This is a genomic window from Vibrio sp. CB1-14 (assembly GCF_040412085.2).
GTDB lineage: Bacteria > Pseudomonadota > Gammaproteobacteria > Enterobacterales > Vibrionaceae > Vibrio > Vibrio chaetopteri.
This window is the reverse complement of record NZ_CP115920.1, coordinates 2,153,324-2,169,234: the sequence shown is the minus strand read 5'-3', so window position 1 is coordinate 2,169,234 and position 15,911 is coordinate 2,153,324. Positions and strand designations below refer to the sequence as shown.

At 47.1% G+C, this 15,911-nt stretch carries 18 protein-coding genes; 8 read left to right on the top strand and 10 right to left on the bottom strand.

Features of this window, described 5'->3' with window-relative positions:
- Positions 1-16: 16 nt before the first annotated feature.
- Positions 17-1,015 (top strand): vitamin B12 ABC transporter permease BtuC, encoded by a 999-nt coding sequence (gene btuC / locus PG915_RS09820; protein WP_353496363.1) that lies wholly within the window; start codon positions 17-19, stop codon positions 1,013-1,015.
- Positions 999-1,772 (top strand): vitamin B12 ABC transporter ATP-binding protein BtuD, encoded by a 774-nt coding sequence (gene btuD, locus PG915_RS09815; RefSeq protein ID WP_353496362.1) that lies wholly within the window; start codon positions 999-1,001, stop codon positions 1,770-1,772. Before btuC ends, btuD begins: the two co-directional genes overlap by 17 nt.
- Positions 1,773-1,846: 74 nt before the next feature.
- On the opposite strand, the gene PG915_RS09810 is transcribed toward btuD, so the two are convergent.
- The 5 genes from PG915_RS09810 to PG915_RS09790 all read right to left on the bottom strand — a co-directional run bounded on the left by PG915_RS09810 (position 1,847) and on the right by PG915_RS09790 (position 5,361).
- Positions 1,847-2,419, bottom strand: coding sequence for a nucleoside triphosphate pyrophosphohydrolase family protein (locus tag PG915_RS09810; protein ID WP_042499678.1), 573 nt, complete (start codon positions 2,417-2,419; stop codon positions 1,847-1,849).
- 351 nt (positions 2,420-2,770) lie between these two features.
- The gene (locus PG915_RS09805) at positions 2,771-3,031 is read right to left on the bottom strand and encodes a hypothetical protein (RefSeq protein WP_353496361.1); all 261 of its coding nucleotides are present in this window, start codon (positions 3,029-3,031) and stop codon (positions 2,771-2,773) included.
- Positions 3,032-3,222: 191 nt separating this feature from the next.
- Complete coding sequence (locus PG915_RS09800) at positions 3,223-3,372, bottom strand: hypothetical protein (protein ID WP_353496360.1); 150 nt, start codon at positions 3,370-3,372, stop codon at positions 3,223-3,225.
- A gap of 123 nt (positions 3,373-3,495) precedes the next feature.
- Positions 3,496-4,056, bottom strand: a complete 561-nt coding sequence (locus PG915_RS09795) for a DUF1415 domain-containing protein (RefSeq protein WP_353496359.1) — start codon at positions 4,054-4,056, stop codon at positions 3,496-3,498.
- A gap of 90 nt (positions 4,057-4,146) precedes the next feature.
- Entirely contained in the window at positions 4,147-5,361 is a 1,215-nt protein-coding gene (locus tag PG915_RS09790) for an MFS transporter (protein ID WP_353496358.1), read from the bottom strand.
- A 105-nt stretch (positions 5,362-5,466) separates the two neighbouring features.
- On the opposite strand from PG915_RS09790, the gene PG915_RS09785 reads away from it, so the two are divergent.
- Positions 5,467-6,351, top strand: coding sequence for a LysR family transcriptional regulator (locus tag PG915_RS09785; protein ID WP_353498700.1), 885 nt, complete (start codon positions 5,467-5,469; stop codon positions 6,349-6,351).
- On the opposite strand, the gene PG915_RS09780 is transcribed toward PG915_RS09785, so the two are convergent.
- The 3 genes from PG915_RS09780 to PG915_RS09770 form a co-directional block, all read right to left on the bottom strand.
- A complete protein-coding gene (locus PG915_RS09780; protein ID WP_353496357.1) occupies positions 6,320-7,066 on the bottom strand; it encodes a hypothetical protein in 747 nt (248 codons plus the stop codon). The two genes, PG915_RS09785 and PG915_RS09780, sit on opposite strands and share 32 nt — an antisense overlap.
- A 62-nt stretch (positions 7,067-7,128) precedes the next feature.
- Entirely contained in the window at positions 7,129-7,359 is a 231-nt protein-coding gene (locus PG915_RS09775) for a glutaredoxin family protein (protein WP_353496356.1), read from the bottom strand.
- Between the two features lie 85 nt (positions 7,360-7,444).
- The gene (locus PG915_RS09770; RefSeq protein WP_353496355.1) at positions 7,445-8,341 is read right to left on the bottom strand and encodes a DMT family transporter; all 897 of its coding nucleotides are present in this window, start codon (positions 8,339-8,341) and stop codon (positions 7,445-7,447) included.
- Positions 8,342-8,472: 131 nt separating this feature from the next.
- On the opposite strand from PG915_RS09770, the gene PG915_RS09765 reads away from it, so the two are divergent.
- On the top strand, positions 8,473-8,955 hold the full coding sequence (locus PG915_RS09765; RefSeq protein ID WP_042499692.1) for a MarR family winged helix-turn-helix transcriptional regulator: 483 nt from the start codon (positions 8,473-8,475) through the stop codon (positions 8,953-8,955).
- 72 nt (positions 8,956-9,027) lie between these two features.
- Here the strand turns inward: PG915_RS09765 and PG915_RS09760 are convergent, their stop codons facing one another.
- Positions 9,028-9,465, bottom strand: a complete 438-nt coding sequence (locus PG915_RS09760; RefSeq protein WP_353496354.1) for a GlcG/HbpS family heme-binding protein — start codon at positions 9,463-9,465, stop codon at positions 9,028-9,030.
- 83 nt (positions 9,466-9,548) lie between these two features.
- Positions 9,549-11,147, bottom strand: a complete 1,599-nt coding sequence (gene aceB / locus PG915_RS09755) for a malate synthase A (RefSeq protein ID WP_353498699.1) — start codon at positions 11,145-11,147, stop codon at positions 9,549-9,551.
- Between the two features lie 329 nt (positions 11,148-11,476).
- Between aceB and gcl the strand changes: the two genes are divergently transcribed.
- From gcl to PG915_RS09735, 4 genes are all read left to right on the top strand, one after another.
- Positions 11,477-13,261, top strand: a complete 1,785-nt coding sequence (gcl, locus tag PG915_RS09750; RefSeq protein WP_353496353.1) for a glyoxylate carboligase — start codon at positions 11,477-11,479, stop codon at positions 13,259-13,261.
- A 35-nt stretch (positions 13,262-13,296) separates the two neighbouring features.
- A complete protein-coding gene (gene hyi, locus PG915_RS09745; RefSeq protein WP_353496352.1) occupies positions 13,297-14,076 on the top strand; it encodes a hydroxypyruvate isomerase in 780 nt (259 codons plus the stop codon).
- 22 nt (positions 14,077-14,098) lie between these two features.
- Positions 14,099-14,992, top strand: a complete 894-nt coding sequence (locus PG915_RS09740) for a 2-hydroxy-3-oxopropionate reductase (RefSeq protein WP_353496351.1) — start codon at positions 14,099-14,101, stop codon at positions 14,990-14,992.
- Between the two features lie 266 nt (positions 14,993-15,258).
- Entirely contained in the window at positions 15,259-15,870 is a 612-nt protein-coding gene (locus PG915_RS09735) for a TetR/AcrR family transcriptional regulator (protein ID WP_353496350.1), read from the top strand.
- Positions 15,871-15,911: the final 41 nt, after the last annotated feature.

Below are 15,911 nucleotides of genomic sequence, written 5' to 3'. Positions count from 1 at the left end.
CTGTTATGCTTCCCTAATGGAATTCAATCAGTTACTGAATCAAAACCAAAGACGCTGGCACATCCTAATGATAGTGATGTCAGGCGTCTTATTTACTTGTGCGCTACTTCATCTCTCTGTTGGCGAAGTATTTATCAATCCTTTTTCTCCGCAATCGGCGCTAGAGTCTCGTCTTCTTTACGATCTGCGTATGCCTAGGCTATTTGCCGCTGCCGCGATAGGCGCTGCGCTGGCACTCTCTGGTGCTTCGCTTCAAGTTCTATTGGGTAATGTGTTGGCCGAACCGGGTGTGCTCGGTATTTCCGGTGGTGCCAGTTTGGGCATGGTGCTGGTGTTGTTTGCTTTCCCGGCTGCTGCGACGCCGTTAGGATTTATGCTCGCCGGCGTTCTTGGAGCGCTTGGTTTTACGCTTATTCTTGTCTCGATGGCAAAAACTATGCGGCTGACCACGACTCGCTTACTGTTAGTCGGGGTGGCATTAGGTATTTTGTCCGGTGCTGTGGTGACGTGGGCATTTTACTTTAGCGATGATTTAAGCATTCGCCAGCTCATGTATTGGCTCATGGGTAGTGTTGGTGGCGTGAGTTGGTATCAGCACACACTCACCATTGCTATGATTCCTGTGGCTATTTGGCTGTGCAGCAAAGGCGCAACGCTCGATAAGCTAATGGTGGGGGAAATCCACGCTAAGCAACTCGGTATCGATGTACTTCGCATTCGTTGGCAGCTAATACTCGCCGTCTCTCTGTTGGTGGGTGGCTCTGTGGCTCTTGGCGGTGTTATCAGCTTTGTTGGTTTGGTCGTGCCACACCTTTTGCGCTTGGCGTTTGGTACTGAGAATCGATACTTGCTGCCGTTGTCAGCGCTGACCGGAGCAGCCTTGTTGGTGATATCTGATATCTTGGCGAGAACGGTGCTAGACTCCGCAGAGCTGCCTGTTGGCGTCATGACGACGACTATCGGTGCTCCTGTGTTTATTTGGATGCTTCTTAGAAACCATGATTCAAGTTCATAACCTCGCCATTGGTACTCGACTTTTGCCCGCTAGCCTTTCATTTCCAGAAGGGCAGCTTACCCATGTCATCGGTCCAAATGGTAGTGGCAAGAGTACCTTGCTCGCTGCACTAGCTGGTGTGCTTGATTACAACGGTCAGGTGGAGATTGTTGGCATGGACTTGGCCGAGATGTCACTCCCTGATATGGCGACAATACGCGCGTATTTGCCACAGGCTGCGCGGCCTGCCTTTAACATGCCGGTGTATCAGTATCTCTCGTTATCCATTCCCAATGATCAGAATGGCTCCAGAGGAAAGATTAGTGAAGCAACCCTGAACCAGGCAATCTCTGATATCACCGCTCTTTTGAAGCTCGATACCATGCTGTCGAGAACGGTGCATCATTTGTCGGGTGGTGAGTGGCAGCGAGTCAGACTCGCTGCATGTTGCTTGCAGATCTGGCGCCCATTGAACCCTCATTCTAAAGTCTTGATTCTTGATGAGCCAGCGGCGCCACTGGACGTTGGGCAAGAGAAATATCTCAATCAGTTAATTGAGCTAGTGACGTCTCAAGGGCTTTCAGTCGTGGTGGCAAACCATGATTTAAATACCACGCTAAGACGTGCGGATCATGTGGTAATGCTCAACAATGGTGTCGTTGAAGCCGTCGGGACGGGCGATGAAGTATTGACGCCGGAGAATATTGAATCCGTGTATCAAACCTCGGTCAGCAAGATAGAAGTGAACGGCAAGCCGTTATTGATCTTCAATGAATGAAGCTAAAATTTAGGTGATTGGAAAATCTATACGATGAAAAACGGCCTCTGATGAGGCCGTTTCTTTAAAAGGTTTTATACAAGCGGTGATAAGTCCGCAGGGCGGTAGTAGACCGACTTTAACACTTTACCTTTACGGATAGTCTTCGCTTCTGAAACGAAGTCTTCTGCGCATTTAGCGATAATGTATTCGCCTTTAGTGACGGCCATCAGCTTGATGCCTTGCTCAGCGTAGTGTGCTTCTGTTTCTTGGTACTCTTTTTCGTTGCGGCATACTTTGCTCATGTTGCTTGAGTGAATTTCATCCCAGCATTTGATGAAGTCGATGTCGCGGTTTGCTGCAACGTGCAGAAGCAGTTCAATTAGGTAGCTGATCGCAACGTTGTCTTCTACTTTGCTGTCGCCAAGATGAACCAAACGACCCATCAAGACATACACTGAATCGATGATTGCGTCCGCTTGTTCAACTTTCGAGTCCGCTTCTGCAAGCTCTGTCATTTCTTCGATTGCGAGTGAGCTATGTAGCGTGTCTGCTGCATCATCTAGTGAGCTAGCATCATTGACGGGAAGATCAAACGTAGTACGGAACTCGGTAATATCGCGGTATAGGTGATCAAAGATCGGTTGGGTAAGTTTGGTTAGTTTCATCGATTTTGCTGATTGATAATTGGTAACGAGATCCTATCAGAGCAGAGGTTTATGCGCTACACCGATGGTCATTTTCTTGAGACTCGAATATCGAACACCGGTCAGTCTTTTACTCTGATATTGTTTTTAGGCACGAATAAAGGTAGGATTCTTAAACTATTCAAGTGGTTGACTGAATTGTTAATATCGCCAATACGTCTATTTGGGTGATGACCTAATCGTTTGTGTCATCATGCCAACAGTTTCAAAGAGTACACGTACTTTTTGGAAAACGTCGTTTCGGATTAGGGTCCCGAGTCGTCGTATTTAAAGGCCACCTTTCGAGGTGGCCTTTTAACAGTTTTCTTGGAACTAGTTTTCTTGGAACTGTTGATAAAACGTATCAAACTGTCCCCACATCTCAAGCAACTGTCCAACGTAACGAGTATCGATAAATTTGCTGTCGATATGATTGCTGCCTTCCATAATCACTAAGTAATGCAGAGTGACTTCTGAAGCACTGGGTATCTTGTCCCAGATATCGACAGCGCGTGTTGCAGAGGGTGCTTGATAACTGGCCAGCTCGACACCAGTTTTGCCAACGTTAGTAAAAATTGTGAGTGCTAGACTCATTGGTCACCCGTATTGTGCGGTGTTTATTATTCAACAAGACTATCAATCAAGGGGTGATTGTGGAAGTAAAGGAATGTAAGAATTCCATCAATTCCCCCACTTAAGCCGATTTACTCGTCGCGTAGGGGATTGTCGAGAATGACTGCCAAAAGCTGGGAAAATAGAGAGTGAGTAGTTTGCTCTGTGGGTGTTTACTCAGGACTCGCTTGCTTCGCGACCGTTTGCGAAACGATAACTTGCTGTTCAGCCGCTTGACTGTGGTCGTATTGATCGATGACATCATAAATAACGACATAGCCGACCAAAAGGCAAAGCGGGATAAATTTGATCCAAGGTTTCATGGTGATGCTCTCAATAGGTTAATATCGATACCTTAGCAGCGACAGGCGCTATTGAGTATCTACATTATCGCAACCTAATATTGAGCCGATCTATTGCGAATAACCCGCTATGCAGTCGATGTTTTAAGAGAAAAGATAGGGGAACAGGCGTTTTCTCTCGTGCTCGTCAAGTTCACTGACCCTCGCAATGTTGTTGTCTGGAATCGCTTCTGGATCAGGGTAGTGCTTAAGAACACGCTCCATGCTCTCTTCACGGATGAGGTGAAAGATTGGGTATGGAGAGCGATTGGTTAGATTTTCTGGGTCTTCAGGCTCGACTCCACCAAAGCAATAGTTTGGGTGGAAGGTAGCAACCTGATAAATACCTTCCCAGTCATTTTGCTTAATGAGGGCTTCGACCCAGTCGATGAAGAAGTTGTAGTCAACAAAGTCATGCAGCATCTTAGGGACGACCACTAGTGTGGTTTCAAGATCTTTCGCATCGGTTTGTTCAAGCAGCATAAGCTCACTGAGAATATCTTCTAGCAGGCCTTCTTCTTTGTCAGCAAGGCTAACAAAAGTCTTAATCTGCTTATTGCGCTCAGGCTTGGCTGCGAATGGACATAGGTTTAAACCAATGACCACGTCCTTTAGCCATTGCTGAACTTGTTGTTCAATCTTTACTACTTCTTCACGTAACGACATAACATTTACCATATTTAATACAACGGCAATTATATGCTGCTATGGCGGCGATAGCGAACGTAATCTCGTTGCCTAGCCCTAATTGATTGACTAAGACCGATGGTCAATAGGCTTAACGGCAACTATGCTGCGCTGGTCGATGTGATACAGTTTGTAGCAAAGTCCAAATAGCGCCGCATAGAGTAATGCGCCACCTTCGACGACACCCGGCCATCGACCCACCTGCCAACAATAGAGTAAGAAAAACCCGCCTAAACTACCGCCAATGTAGTAGTGCACCAGATAGAGGGCAGTGGCGGTCGCTTTTGCTTGTGTCGCCTTTTGACTTACCCATGCATAGGCCAACGTATGTGTGAAGAATGCGCCGCCACTGATGAGTAGAAGGCCTAGCAGCATCATAGGGATGGATTCAAATAAGGCGACCAGCATACCCAGTAGGCTCAACAAGGTTCCAAATACCATTCCTGGAATCGGTGGAAACTTTTTGCGCCAGTTTGCGCTGAGTTTTGATGACACCGTCCCCGCTAAATAGCATAGGAAAATGAGTGAGCTAAGCGCAATGGGTAGGTTGTGCGGAGCCTCGACCAAGCGAAATCCCATCACCGAGTAGAGGTTGACGAACAGCGCAAAGTTAATGCCGCCAATGAGCATCGCCACCCAAATCGTTGGGTTTGAGATGTGGATAACTAAACTGCGATTGTGATGGTAGAACAGCCCCCGAGCGGGTTTAAAGTGCTGCTGTTTAGGTAGCATCGCGATGACCACCAAAGTAGAAATCAGTGTGAAAGTGGCGATAACAAACACCGCCGTTTTCCAGTCAAAATAGTCGGTCAACACTCCGCCTGCGACGCGCCCAGCAATACCACCTAGTGAATTTGCAGCAATATATCCGCCAATTGCTTTAGTGAACGCATCGGGTGACAGTTCTTCTACCATGTAGGCAACGGCGACAGAGGCAAAGGCCGCTAGCCCAACGCCCACCGCAGCTCTCAATAAGACAATCGTGGTTAAGCTATCGGTTAACATCATCGCATAACCGATGGCAGGCAGCGACATTAGGCCACCAATCATTACGGCACGGCGACCAACACTTTCTGAGGTGATTGCCCAAGGAACCAAGCATAGGGATAGTGCGAGAGTCGAGGCAGCAAATACCCAGTTGATTTCCGTTTCAGACACCTCAAAGTGACTACTTAACTGAGGCAAGATTGGTTGAAACACATAAAGATTGCAAAACACCAAAAACGAGCCCAATGCGAGAGCGAGGGTAATACGTCGATATTGAGGAGAGTGCAATTCAATCACGGTAAAGCCTTACTGCAAAAATGGTTAACTATGTGATCAAACTAGCATTGCTATTTTGATTAATGAAATATATTAAAAATATGGTTTGAATATATTTTATTAATGATGGACGTTAAGCAGCTCACTCACTTTCTTGCAGTGGTCGACCACCAAAATTTTACCCGAGCCGCGCAAGCCGTAATGATCGCTCAGCCCGCGTTGAGTATTTCTATCCGTAAATTCGAGCAGCAGCTTGGCATCCAACTATTCACTCGAATCGACAAACAAGTACGTCTCACTCAAGAAGGTCGAGCACTTGAGCCTCACGCTCGTAAGGTGTTGCAGCAGATAGAGGATGCCAAGCTTGCCGTAGACGAAATGAAAGGCCTGCTAAAAGGAGAGGTTCGATTAGGGACGCCAAGCATGATGGGGTCGTACTTTTTCCCTGAAATCGTAATGGCGTTTAAAAGTGCTTATCCCCACCTTAAAATGACGGTGGTTGAGGCGGGAACCCAAGACATTCGTCGGATGCTGCTAAGTGGTGAAATCGATCTCGGTGTCATCAGAAACAAAGACGTTCCGGATGATCTCGAAGTGGATCAGATTTTTCGCTCTGAAATGGTGGCTGTCGTTAGTCAGCATCATCATTTTGCTAGCCGAACTTCATTAGATTTTGATGAGTTTTTTGATGAAGAGCTGGTGATGTTCAAACCGGGTTACTTTCATCGAGACTTTATCGATGAAGAGCGCAAACGCAGACAGATTGAGGCCGAGTTTTCATTCGAAACCAATTTGTTGCCAATGATCCTCTCTATTGTGAAACATGAATACGCGATCACTGCGCTACTTGAACTGGTGACGGAACACGAGCCAGAAGTGAAAGGCATTTCATTTGAACCGCCAGTGTTTGTCGATTTGGCATTGGCTTGGCGTAAAGATGGTTATTTATCTCGGGCTGATAGAAGCTTTATCGACTTTACTAAAAAGCAGATGCAGTACAGAGCTGACTAGGCTCTAACCGGCTCAGTGCCGCCTCAATCGGTGTTACATGATAATAAGTACTGTCATTGTGTTTACTACTGCTGGTAACCAAGCCAACCAAGGTGTTTGTCGCACCAATGAGGCTGATAACAGGCGTACCTGCGATGAGTTCGCTCATTTCGTCGCAATTGCTCAAGGTGAGCTGTTTGTTTTCATTGGAATCAAGTAGACACGTTTCCACCGACAGAGCATCGCGAGCCCTGTCCCAAACGGCCAGTTGAACAGGCTCCGACTGCCAGCCTTGCTTAGGCATCACCAGCAGTGAATGCAATTGCTGGTGGCAGCCTAGATCGGTGTTGACCTCTAAAATTGCCCAATCTTGCTCAGTCGTGACTTGTGCCAACTTGTGATGATCGGTGGTGACAGACACCACATGTGCATAGGTATAGCGTTCATCTTGGGAAAATAGCGGTGTAAGACGAAGGTGTCTTAAAGGGTAGAGTGTGGCGTCTGATTTTGATACCAAGCAGTGCGCAGGGGTTACAAGAGTCTTATTGCCGATTTGAATCGCTAAGCAGTTTAACGACGGATCGTTGGCCTCATTGAACTGCAACATGTAAAGCCGTTGATTGGCGATTCGAGCTTCATCAAGGGGGAGGGTGGCGCTTGTGAAGGTGCTTGTTAGGGCTATCGATATTACGCCTAAAAGACGCGTCAGAAACCGCGTTGGAAAAGAATGGTACATCCAATGCCCCTTGTGATTAGCGAGTTGCTTTGCGAGATAGGGGCAGTATAGGAAATCGTGAGTTAATTGCTGCTATACATTTTCTCAAAATTGTTTGGGTTCCAGCCAATCATATAGCGGTCACCAATCTTCAATACAGGCAATGAACGGGCACCAATGGCGTCGAGCTCTTTACGGCCGCGCTGCATTTTTGCGTTGGTAAGACGATATTTATAGCCTTTGCTGTCTAGGTAGCGTTGAGCATCTTTGCAATGCGGGCATTTGTCTTTAACGTAGAGGACAAGTCGTTTCATATTGATCGCGCTGTAATGAAAAAGTGGCCGTATGGTACGTAGTTCGACTAAGAACCTCAAGCCACTTTCGATTTTAATCGCTTGGTTAACCTTGTTTCGCCAAGCTGGCTAATCTGTGTTGTTTAACCGCTTGTAGTGTTTGCGGAACCAAAGACATCATGATCATGCCAATCATCAATGCGTACTGGGTTTGCGTAAATGACTCACCTAGTAGCACCATGCCACAGACAATACCCGCGATAGGGTTGGCGATACCGCCAAAGGTAAAGTCGACCACACTCATGCGTTGTAGCAACCAAACGTACATACCGTAGCTTAATGCGGTATTTAGACCCACGACCCAAAGCAGTCCCATTAGGTTCTGAGTCGAAAAATTGTCGATAACCGATACATAGATTTGCGGTTCAAGCGCTGCTTGGACACCGGATGCGAGACCGAGTACTGCGCCCCCTAAGATCAACTGCCAAGTTAGAATCGTCCACCAATGGATACGACTACCGAGCGTTTTAGTCATGCCGCTGCCGACAACAATACACATAATGGCGGCGAGCATGGCACCAAGGCCAATTGGATTAAGAGAAATCGAGCCCGGTGAGAACAGGAAGAAGGCAAACAGTACCAACGCGAATCCACTTAACGTTTGTAACCAGCTTGGGCGTTTGCGGTTCACTAACCATTGATACAACATGGCAAATACGGGTACAGACACCATGCCAACACCGGATATGGTCGAAGGTAACGTTTGTGCCATTACAAAGATAAGGCCGAAGAAGGTGGCGATGTTTACCGTACCGAGAATGAACAAGGTTCGCCATTCACCTTTCTTTGGTAATGACGGTTTAACGAGTAGCAATAGCAAACCTGCTGGCAGTGCGCGAAGAGCACCCAGCAAAATTGGCGGCCAGTCAGGAAGGGTAAACTTCGTGACCGCGTAGGTTGTGCCCCAGAAAAAGGCGGGAATCATTGCTAGAAGTATGTTCATGTAATTTATCTTTACGTTAAGATATCTGCCGCCACTTTAACCATCTTTGAGCTGTCTGTAAAGTATCTTTATGTTAAACTAGTTTTATTGAGCCTTGTATTCTTATAACTAAACAGCGAGAACATATTGGAATGGACGCGATAGATCGAGTGGTCGAACAGTGGGCAAAACAAAAGCCAGAGCTGGATACAGATCCGATGGCAATGATGGGACGACTGATGCGCATTGCCAAATATATGGAAACCAAAGTCGCAGATTTGCACAAGAAGTACGACCTAAAGCTGGGGGAATTTGACGTGTTGGCGACGCTTCGACGTAGCGGTAAGCCTTATCGATTAACGCCTTCTGAGCTCATTGATACTATGATGCTCACATCCGGTGCGATGACGAACCGCCTCGATAAGCTCGAGAATAAAGGGTTAATTTCCAGAGAGCACAGCAAAGAAGATCGCCGCAGTGTCACCGTACAATTAACCCAAGACGGCCTTGTACTGATTGATAAGTTAATTGAAGAACATGCCGATGTGCAAAAGAGTCTAGTAAAGTCCATGACAGCGGCGCAGAAGAAACAAGCCAATCAACTGCTTAAGGTATGGCTGAGCCAATACGAGTAGCATCAGTGAATGTGAATAGAAAAAGAGGTCTAGGAAAATAGACCTCTTTTTTTGTCTTTATGTAAATTGGCGTTATGCAGCTAGCTCGTCACTAAACAAGTTTGCTGCAGCGATACCGATTAATGCACAGCGCTCATCGGTATCGGACAAATCGCCACTCACACCAATTGCGCCAATTACATGCTTGTCCTTGTCTCGAATCAGCAGACCACCGGGCACAGGGACCATGTTGCCATCTGCCAAAACGTTCACTGCAGAGATAAACGCCGGTCTAACATCGGCATCTTGTGCCAACTTTCTAGACGAACAACCGAGAGCGAGTGCCCCCCAAGCTTTAGCTATGGCGATATCTGGCCTCATCATACTGGAGCCGTCTTGGCGCTGCAGAGAGATGAGCTTGCCGCCGCTATCCAGTACTGCCGCAGTTAATGGTGCGCATTCATGGCTTTTTCCTGCATTGAAGGTCGCGTCAATAATCGTCAGTGCTTGGTTAAGAGTTAAACTTCCCATGTTGTTTCCTCGTCGTCTAGTCGCTTGCGCTTTTCCCGATTGATAGTGAGCTCCCTCAAAACAAGTTAGCCCACTATCGACGCTTAGAGCAGGGAATAGCTAGGTAAGGTCAGGAAGCTAGCGAACTGTTTAGATGTCGACAGCTCGTAGAAAAGGTCAGCGGTTTCGTTAAAGCGCCCGGCATAATAACGCGTATCGCCCACTTCCTGTTGAATGGTATTGAGCTCTTGGTAGAGCCATGTATGAAAGAGCTCTGCGGTAAAAGGTTGGCCATCATCAAGAGTGATCCCGTGATGAATCCATTGCCAAATATTGGCTCGGGAGATCTCTGCCGTTGCCGCATCTTCCATCAGACCGTAGATAGGGACGCAGCCTTGGCCTTGGATCCACGCTTCAATGTAATAGAGCGCGATGCGAATGTTCTTGCGAACACCGGCTTCGTCACGAGTTCCTTCGCATGGCTCAAGGAGTGTTTCTGGAGTTATCTCAGTATCAGGACTCACGAAGTCGAGCTGATTAATTTTGCCTTTTAGATGCTCATCAAATGTCGACATGGCTAAGTTGACCAGAGCGGGGTGTGCAACCCAAGTGCCGTCATGGCCGTTTTGAGATTCACGCTGTTTGTCTTCAATCACTTTTGCAGTGACGCGAGCCATTTCTTGTGGCTCTTTCGCGGGAATAAAGGCCGACATGCCACCCATCGCAAGGGCGCCTCGAGCGTGACAAGTTCTCACTAACAATTGGCTATAGGCATTAAGAAAGGCTTGATCCATACCTATGCCGTGGCGATCTGGCAGAATACGGTCTTGATGATTCTTAAGGGTTTTGATGTAGCTAAAAATGTAGTCCCAGCGGCCGCAGTTCATAGCAACAATGTGGTCTTTCATTGCGTACAAAATCTCGTCCATTTGGAATACCGCAGGGAGCGTTTCAATCAGCACTGTGGCTCTGATGGTGCCAGTAGGAACACCAAAATAGGCCTCAGTAAATGCGAAGACATCATCCCACCATTTGGCTTCTTCCATGCTTTCTAGTTTGGGAATGTAGTAGTACACACCAAGCCCTTTGTCGGCGCGTGATTGATGGTTGTGGAAGAAATACAGTGCAAAATCCATCAAGCAACCGGCGATCGGTTTGCCATCAAACACTATCGATTTTTCCGGTAAATGTAGGCCTCTTGGGCGTGCGATAAGAAGAGCAGGATCGCTACTTAGCTTGTAGTCCTTGTCTTTATTCTCATCGTAATGACTGATGGTACCCAGGTTGGCATCTCTAAGGTTGATTTGGCCTTCAATCATATTCGCCCAAGTCGGTGCAGAGGCGTCTTCAAAACAGCACATAAATACTTTGGCGCCGGAGTTGAGTGCATTAATGACCATTTTTCGATCGACCGGCCCGGTTATCTCCACGCGGCGATCCAGCAATGGCTCAGGAATTGGGTTCACGCGCCAGCTTTTGTCGTTGCGAATCGACTCAGTATCGCTGCGAAATCCAGGCAGCTCTCCCTTATCGTACGCAGCTTGCTTAATGTCTCTTTGCGCGAGTAGTTGATCTCTACGATCACCAAAGTGCTCTACAAGTGTAGAGAGAAACGCGACGGCTTCTTCACTGAGTATTGCTTGGTAATCACGATTGTTCATCGCGCCTGTTACATTCAACCGATTTGCAGCGGTAGTGTTCATTCCTTCGATTACAGCCATTGCCTGTCTCCTTTACACAATATTATTATTTTTTGTATACAAAGATGTATCTTACTTCTACTTATATGAGAAAAGTTACAAATGATCAAAGACTATTTTTCATTAATTTAACGAGTGGGTTTTTTGAAAGTATTTTTACGTTAAGATAATTTATGTAAAGTATTTATATTCAGTAGATACGGGGTAAGTAACCACTTAGTGCATGAGCTCCATGTGAAAATATTGTGAATTTAAGACTTGCGAATGCTCGGAATTGGTTCATAGTACACAAAGTGATCGAAAATTGTACACAATCTAATGGAGGGGTTGGAATGGCAAGAATGAAAGCAATAGAAGCAGCAGTAGCAGTACTAAAAAAAGAAGGGGTGCACGTTGCCTTTGGTGTACCAGGCGCTGCTATTAATCCTATGTATGCAGCGATGAAAGCGCTGGGTGGTATAGAGCATGTATTGGCACGTCACGTAGAGGGTGCCTCGCATATGGCAGAAGGGTTTACGCGCACTGACCAAGATAATATCGGTGTGTGTATTGGAACATCGGGTCCTGCTGGTACGGATATGATTACTGGCCTTTATTCCGCGTCAGCGGACTCGATCCCAATTTTATGTATCACGGGTCAAGCCCCAAGAGCACGTCTGCATAAGGAAGACTTTCAGGCCGTTGATATCGAATCCATCGCTAAGCCTGTGACTAAGTGGGCGACAACAGTACTTGAACCTGCTCAGGTGCCACGCGCATTTCAAAAAGCCTTTCACATCATGCGTTCGGGTCGCCCAGGTCCAGTTCTCATTGACCTACCTCTCGATGTTCAGTTGGCAGAAATTGAATTTGATATTGATAGCTATGAACCTCTAGCAGCGTTTAAACCTTCCGCTAGTCGTGAACAAGTCGAGAAAGCGCTGGACATGTTAGCCGCATCGGACAAACCGGTGATTGTCTCAGGCGGTGGGGTTATTAACTCGGGAGCCTCTGAGCTGTTGAAACAGTTTGCCGAGCTAACAGGGGTGCCTGTGATCCCAACTCTTATGGGGTGGGGTTCTATTCCTGATGATCATGAACTCATGGCAGGCATGGTTGGGCTACAAACGGCACATCGCTACGGTAATGAAACGCTGCTTGATTCCGATTTTGTATTTGGTGTCGGAAATCGCTTTGCCAATCGACACACTGGCTCGTTAGACGTCTATACCCAAGGTCGAAAATTCGTTCATATCGATATTGAACCCACGCAGATTGGCCGCGTGTTCTGTCCAGATCTCGGTATCGTTTCTGATGCCAAAGCGGCGCTTGAGCTGATGGTCGATGTCGCTAAAGAGCGAGCGGCAAAAGGCATACTCCCAGACAGATCAGCTTGGGTTGGACAGTGCCAACACCGTAAAGCCACCATGCTTCGCAAAACGCATTTCATCGACACACCGATTAAACCGATGCGCGTGTATGAAGAGATGAATCAGGCATTTGGTGCAGATACTTGCTATGTCAGCACGATTGGTTTGTCTCAGATTGCTGCGGCGCAGTTTCTTCATGTTTATAAGCCAAGACACTGGATTAACTGCGGACAAGCAGGGCCGCTAGGTTGGACGATTCCTGCGGCTCTTGGTGTAAAAGTGGCGGATCCGCAGCGCGATGTTGTCGCGATTTCCGGCGACTATGATTTCCAATTCATGATTGAGGAGTTGGCTGTAGGGGCACAGTTTAATCTGCCGTACATCCATGTTGTGGTTAACAACTCTTACCTTGGGTTGATACGCCAAGCACAACGTCAGTTTGATATCGATTATTGCGTGCAACTGGCGTTTGAAAACCAAAACTCACCAGAGCTGGAAGGCTACGGTGTCGATCACGTGAAAGTAGTTGAGGGGCTTGGCTGTAAAGCGATTCGAGTTACCGATCCTGCAAAAATTCAGGACGCCTTTACAGAAGCTCGTTCATTAATGGCTGCGCATCAAGTACCGGTTGTCGTCGAAGTGATTTTAGAGCGCGTGACTAACATTTCCATGGGAACAGAGATCAACGCAATCAATGAGTTCGAGCCATTGGCCGATTCTGACGATGATGCACCGACCTCGATGGCATCAATTAAGTCATCACAGTAGCCGTTGTCCACAATGCGTTTATCAAGGAGAGAGCAATGCTAAAATTTGCTGCCAACTTATCTATGTTGTTTACCGAGTACGACTTTCTAGAACGTTTTGATCAAGCGGCACAAGCCGGTTTTCGCGGGGTTGAATATCTATTTCCGTATGATTTTGATGTCGAGATCATTAAGACGAAGCTAGAAGAAAACAAACTACAACAGGTCTTATTCAACTTACCTGCTGGTGAGTGGGATGCCGGCGACCGAGGTATCGCGGTTGACCCGAATCGAATCGAAGAGTTTCAACTCGGTGTCGCGAAAGCGATTGAGTACGCGAAAGTATTAGGGAACACACAAGTGAACTGTCTTGCCGGCATTGTGCCCCAAGGTGTGACGCAACAAGACGCGCACACGACCTTCATTATCAACCTTCGCTATGCCGCTCAGCAGCTAGAGGCAGCGGGCATCACCTTAGTTATTGAAGCAATCAACACCCGAGACATTCCCGGTTTCTTCTTGAACACAACACAGCAAGCTCAGTCAGTTATTGCTGAAGTTGGGAGTAACAATGTGTTTGTTCAATACGATATCTACCACATGCAAATCATGGAGGGCGATCTATCACCAACGATTGCAAACAATCTCTCTAGGATAGCGCATATCCAGTTAGCGGATAACCCAGGTCGACATGAGCCTGGTACCGGCGAAATCAACTATGACTTCTTGTTGCCACACATTGATGAGCTTGGCTACCAAGGATGGATCGGTTGCGAATACAAACCGAAAGCGGGCACTCACCAAGGACTATCGTGGTTAAACGCTTTTCAGCAATAGAGAACATTAAGGAGAATATTCTATGAAAGTTGCATTTATCGGAACAGGAATAATGGGACTGCCAATGGCAAAGAACTTGCAAAATGCAGGCTATGAGTTGGTGCTTTCCGATCATTTTACGCCGCCTCCAGCAGAGCTAGTCGCACGCGGTGCTACTGTGTGTCACTCACCGAAAGAGGCAACGCAACTTGCGGACATTACGATACTCATGTTGCCGAATACGCCGCAAGTTGAAGACGTTCTATTTGACACAGATGGTGTAGAAGCGGGCTTGGCGGGCAGTACAGACAAGCTGGTCATTGACATGAGTTCTATCTCACCTATAGCGACGCAATCTTTTGCAAAACGTATTAAGGAGAGTGGCGCTCAATACCTAGATGCACCAGTATCCGGCGGAGAAGTGGGCGCTGTGAATGCGACACTTAGCATCATGGTTGGTGGTGAACAGCAGGCTTTTGACGCGGCTAGGCCTCTATTTGAGGTCATGGGCAAAAACATCACACTGGTGGGTGATAGCGGTGCAGGACAAACCTGCAAAGTGGCAAACCAAATCATTGTGGCACTGAACATCGAGGCGGTATCTGAAGCGTTAGTGTTTGCCTCGAAAGCCGGTGCTGATCCAGCTCGGGTACGCCAAGCTTTATTAGGTGGTTTTGCCAGCTCAAAAATTCTTGAAGTTCACGGCGAAAGAATGATTGAAGGCAGCTTTAATCCGGGCTTTAAAATTGCGCTGCACCAAAAAGACCTCAACCTTGCGCTTAGCGGTGCTAAAGAACTTGGGGTTGCATTGCCGAATACTGAAACGGCTCAAGCCCTCTTTGATGAGTGTGCTGACCAAGGTGGTGAGAACTGGGATCATTCAGCGCTCATTAAAGCGCTTGAAATGCGCTCAGGCCACTCAATTCGTAACGACTGAGTAAATTAATTACAGGTTACCTATCTAAAACGTTTCCGTCTTAATCGCGTAGTTTTGTCTCCTTTTATACGCGTTCCCGAAGTTATTCCACTGCGTTGAGGTTTACGGCTTCAAACTTCAACAATCAGACGCAGTTGGTATTGGCTTCGGGATTTTTTATGTCTTGCGCTCGCTCGGAGTTACGTATCTCAAGCTTTGTACTTAGTATTTAAATTCATTAAGATAGGTTAAATACCAAGTATAAAATAACGATCGTAAGGACAAGCATGTCGCGCATTAGACGGAAGAATCAAGATTTGATCATTGAAGTGGCCAGTGAGCAGTTTGCTACTCACGGGTATGCGGCGACAAAAATGGTCGACATCGCCAAGGCGGCGGATATTCCCAAACCTAATGTGTTCTATTACTTCAGCTCTAAAGATAAACTCTATTATGCGGTGCTAGAAACCGTTACCCAGCCCCTTCTTGAAGCATCATTACCTATCGAGCAACTCGATGATCCGGTTGAAGCGCTCACCCAATACATTCGCACCAAGCTGATGATTTCCAGAGACCACCCGCACGCGTCCCGTGTATTTGCCAGTGAAGTGATGTCGGGTGCTAAGGTGTTGCCAGAAAGTATTCGCTCGAAGCTGTTTCAGCAGTCACAACTTATATTAGAGAAGTTCGCCAATTGGGCTGAGCAGGGGCTAATGGATGACGTACCGCCCCATCACCTCATGTTTGCTATTTGGTCGTCCACTCAAACGTATGCGGACTTTAGCTGGCAGATATGCAGCGTACTCGATAAGCCAGCGCTAACCGACAGTGATTTTGACGAGGCGGCGACGTTTCTAACTAAGATGGTGATTCAAGGGTGCGGAGTGAAAAGCCGTTAGTTCGTGGCTTTGGTATACAGAATTACACCAATTCGCGATGA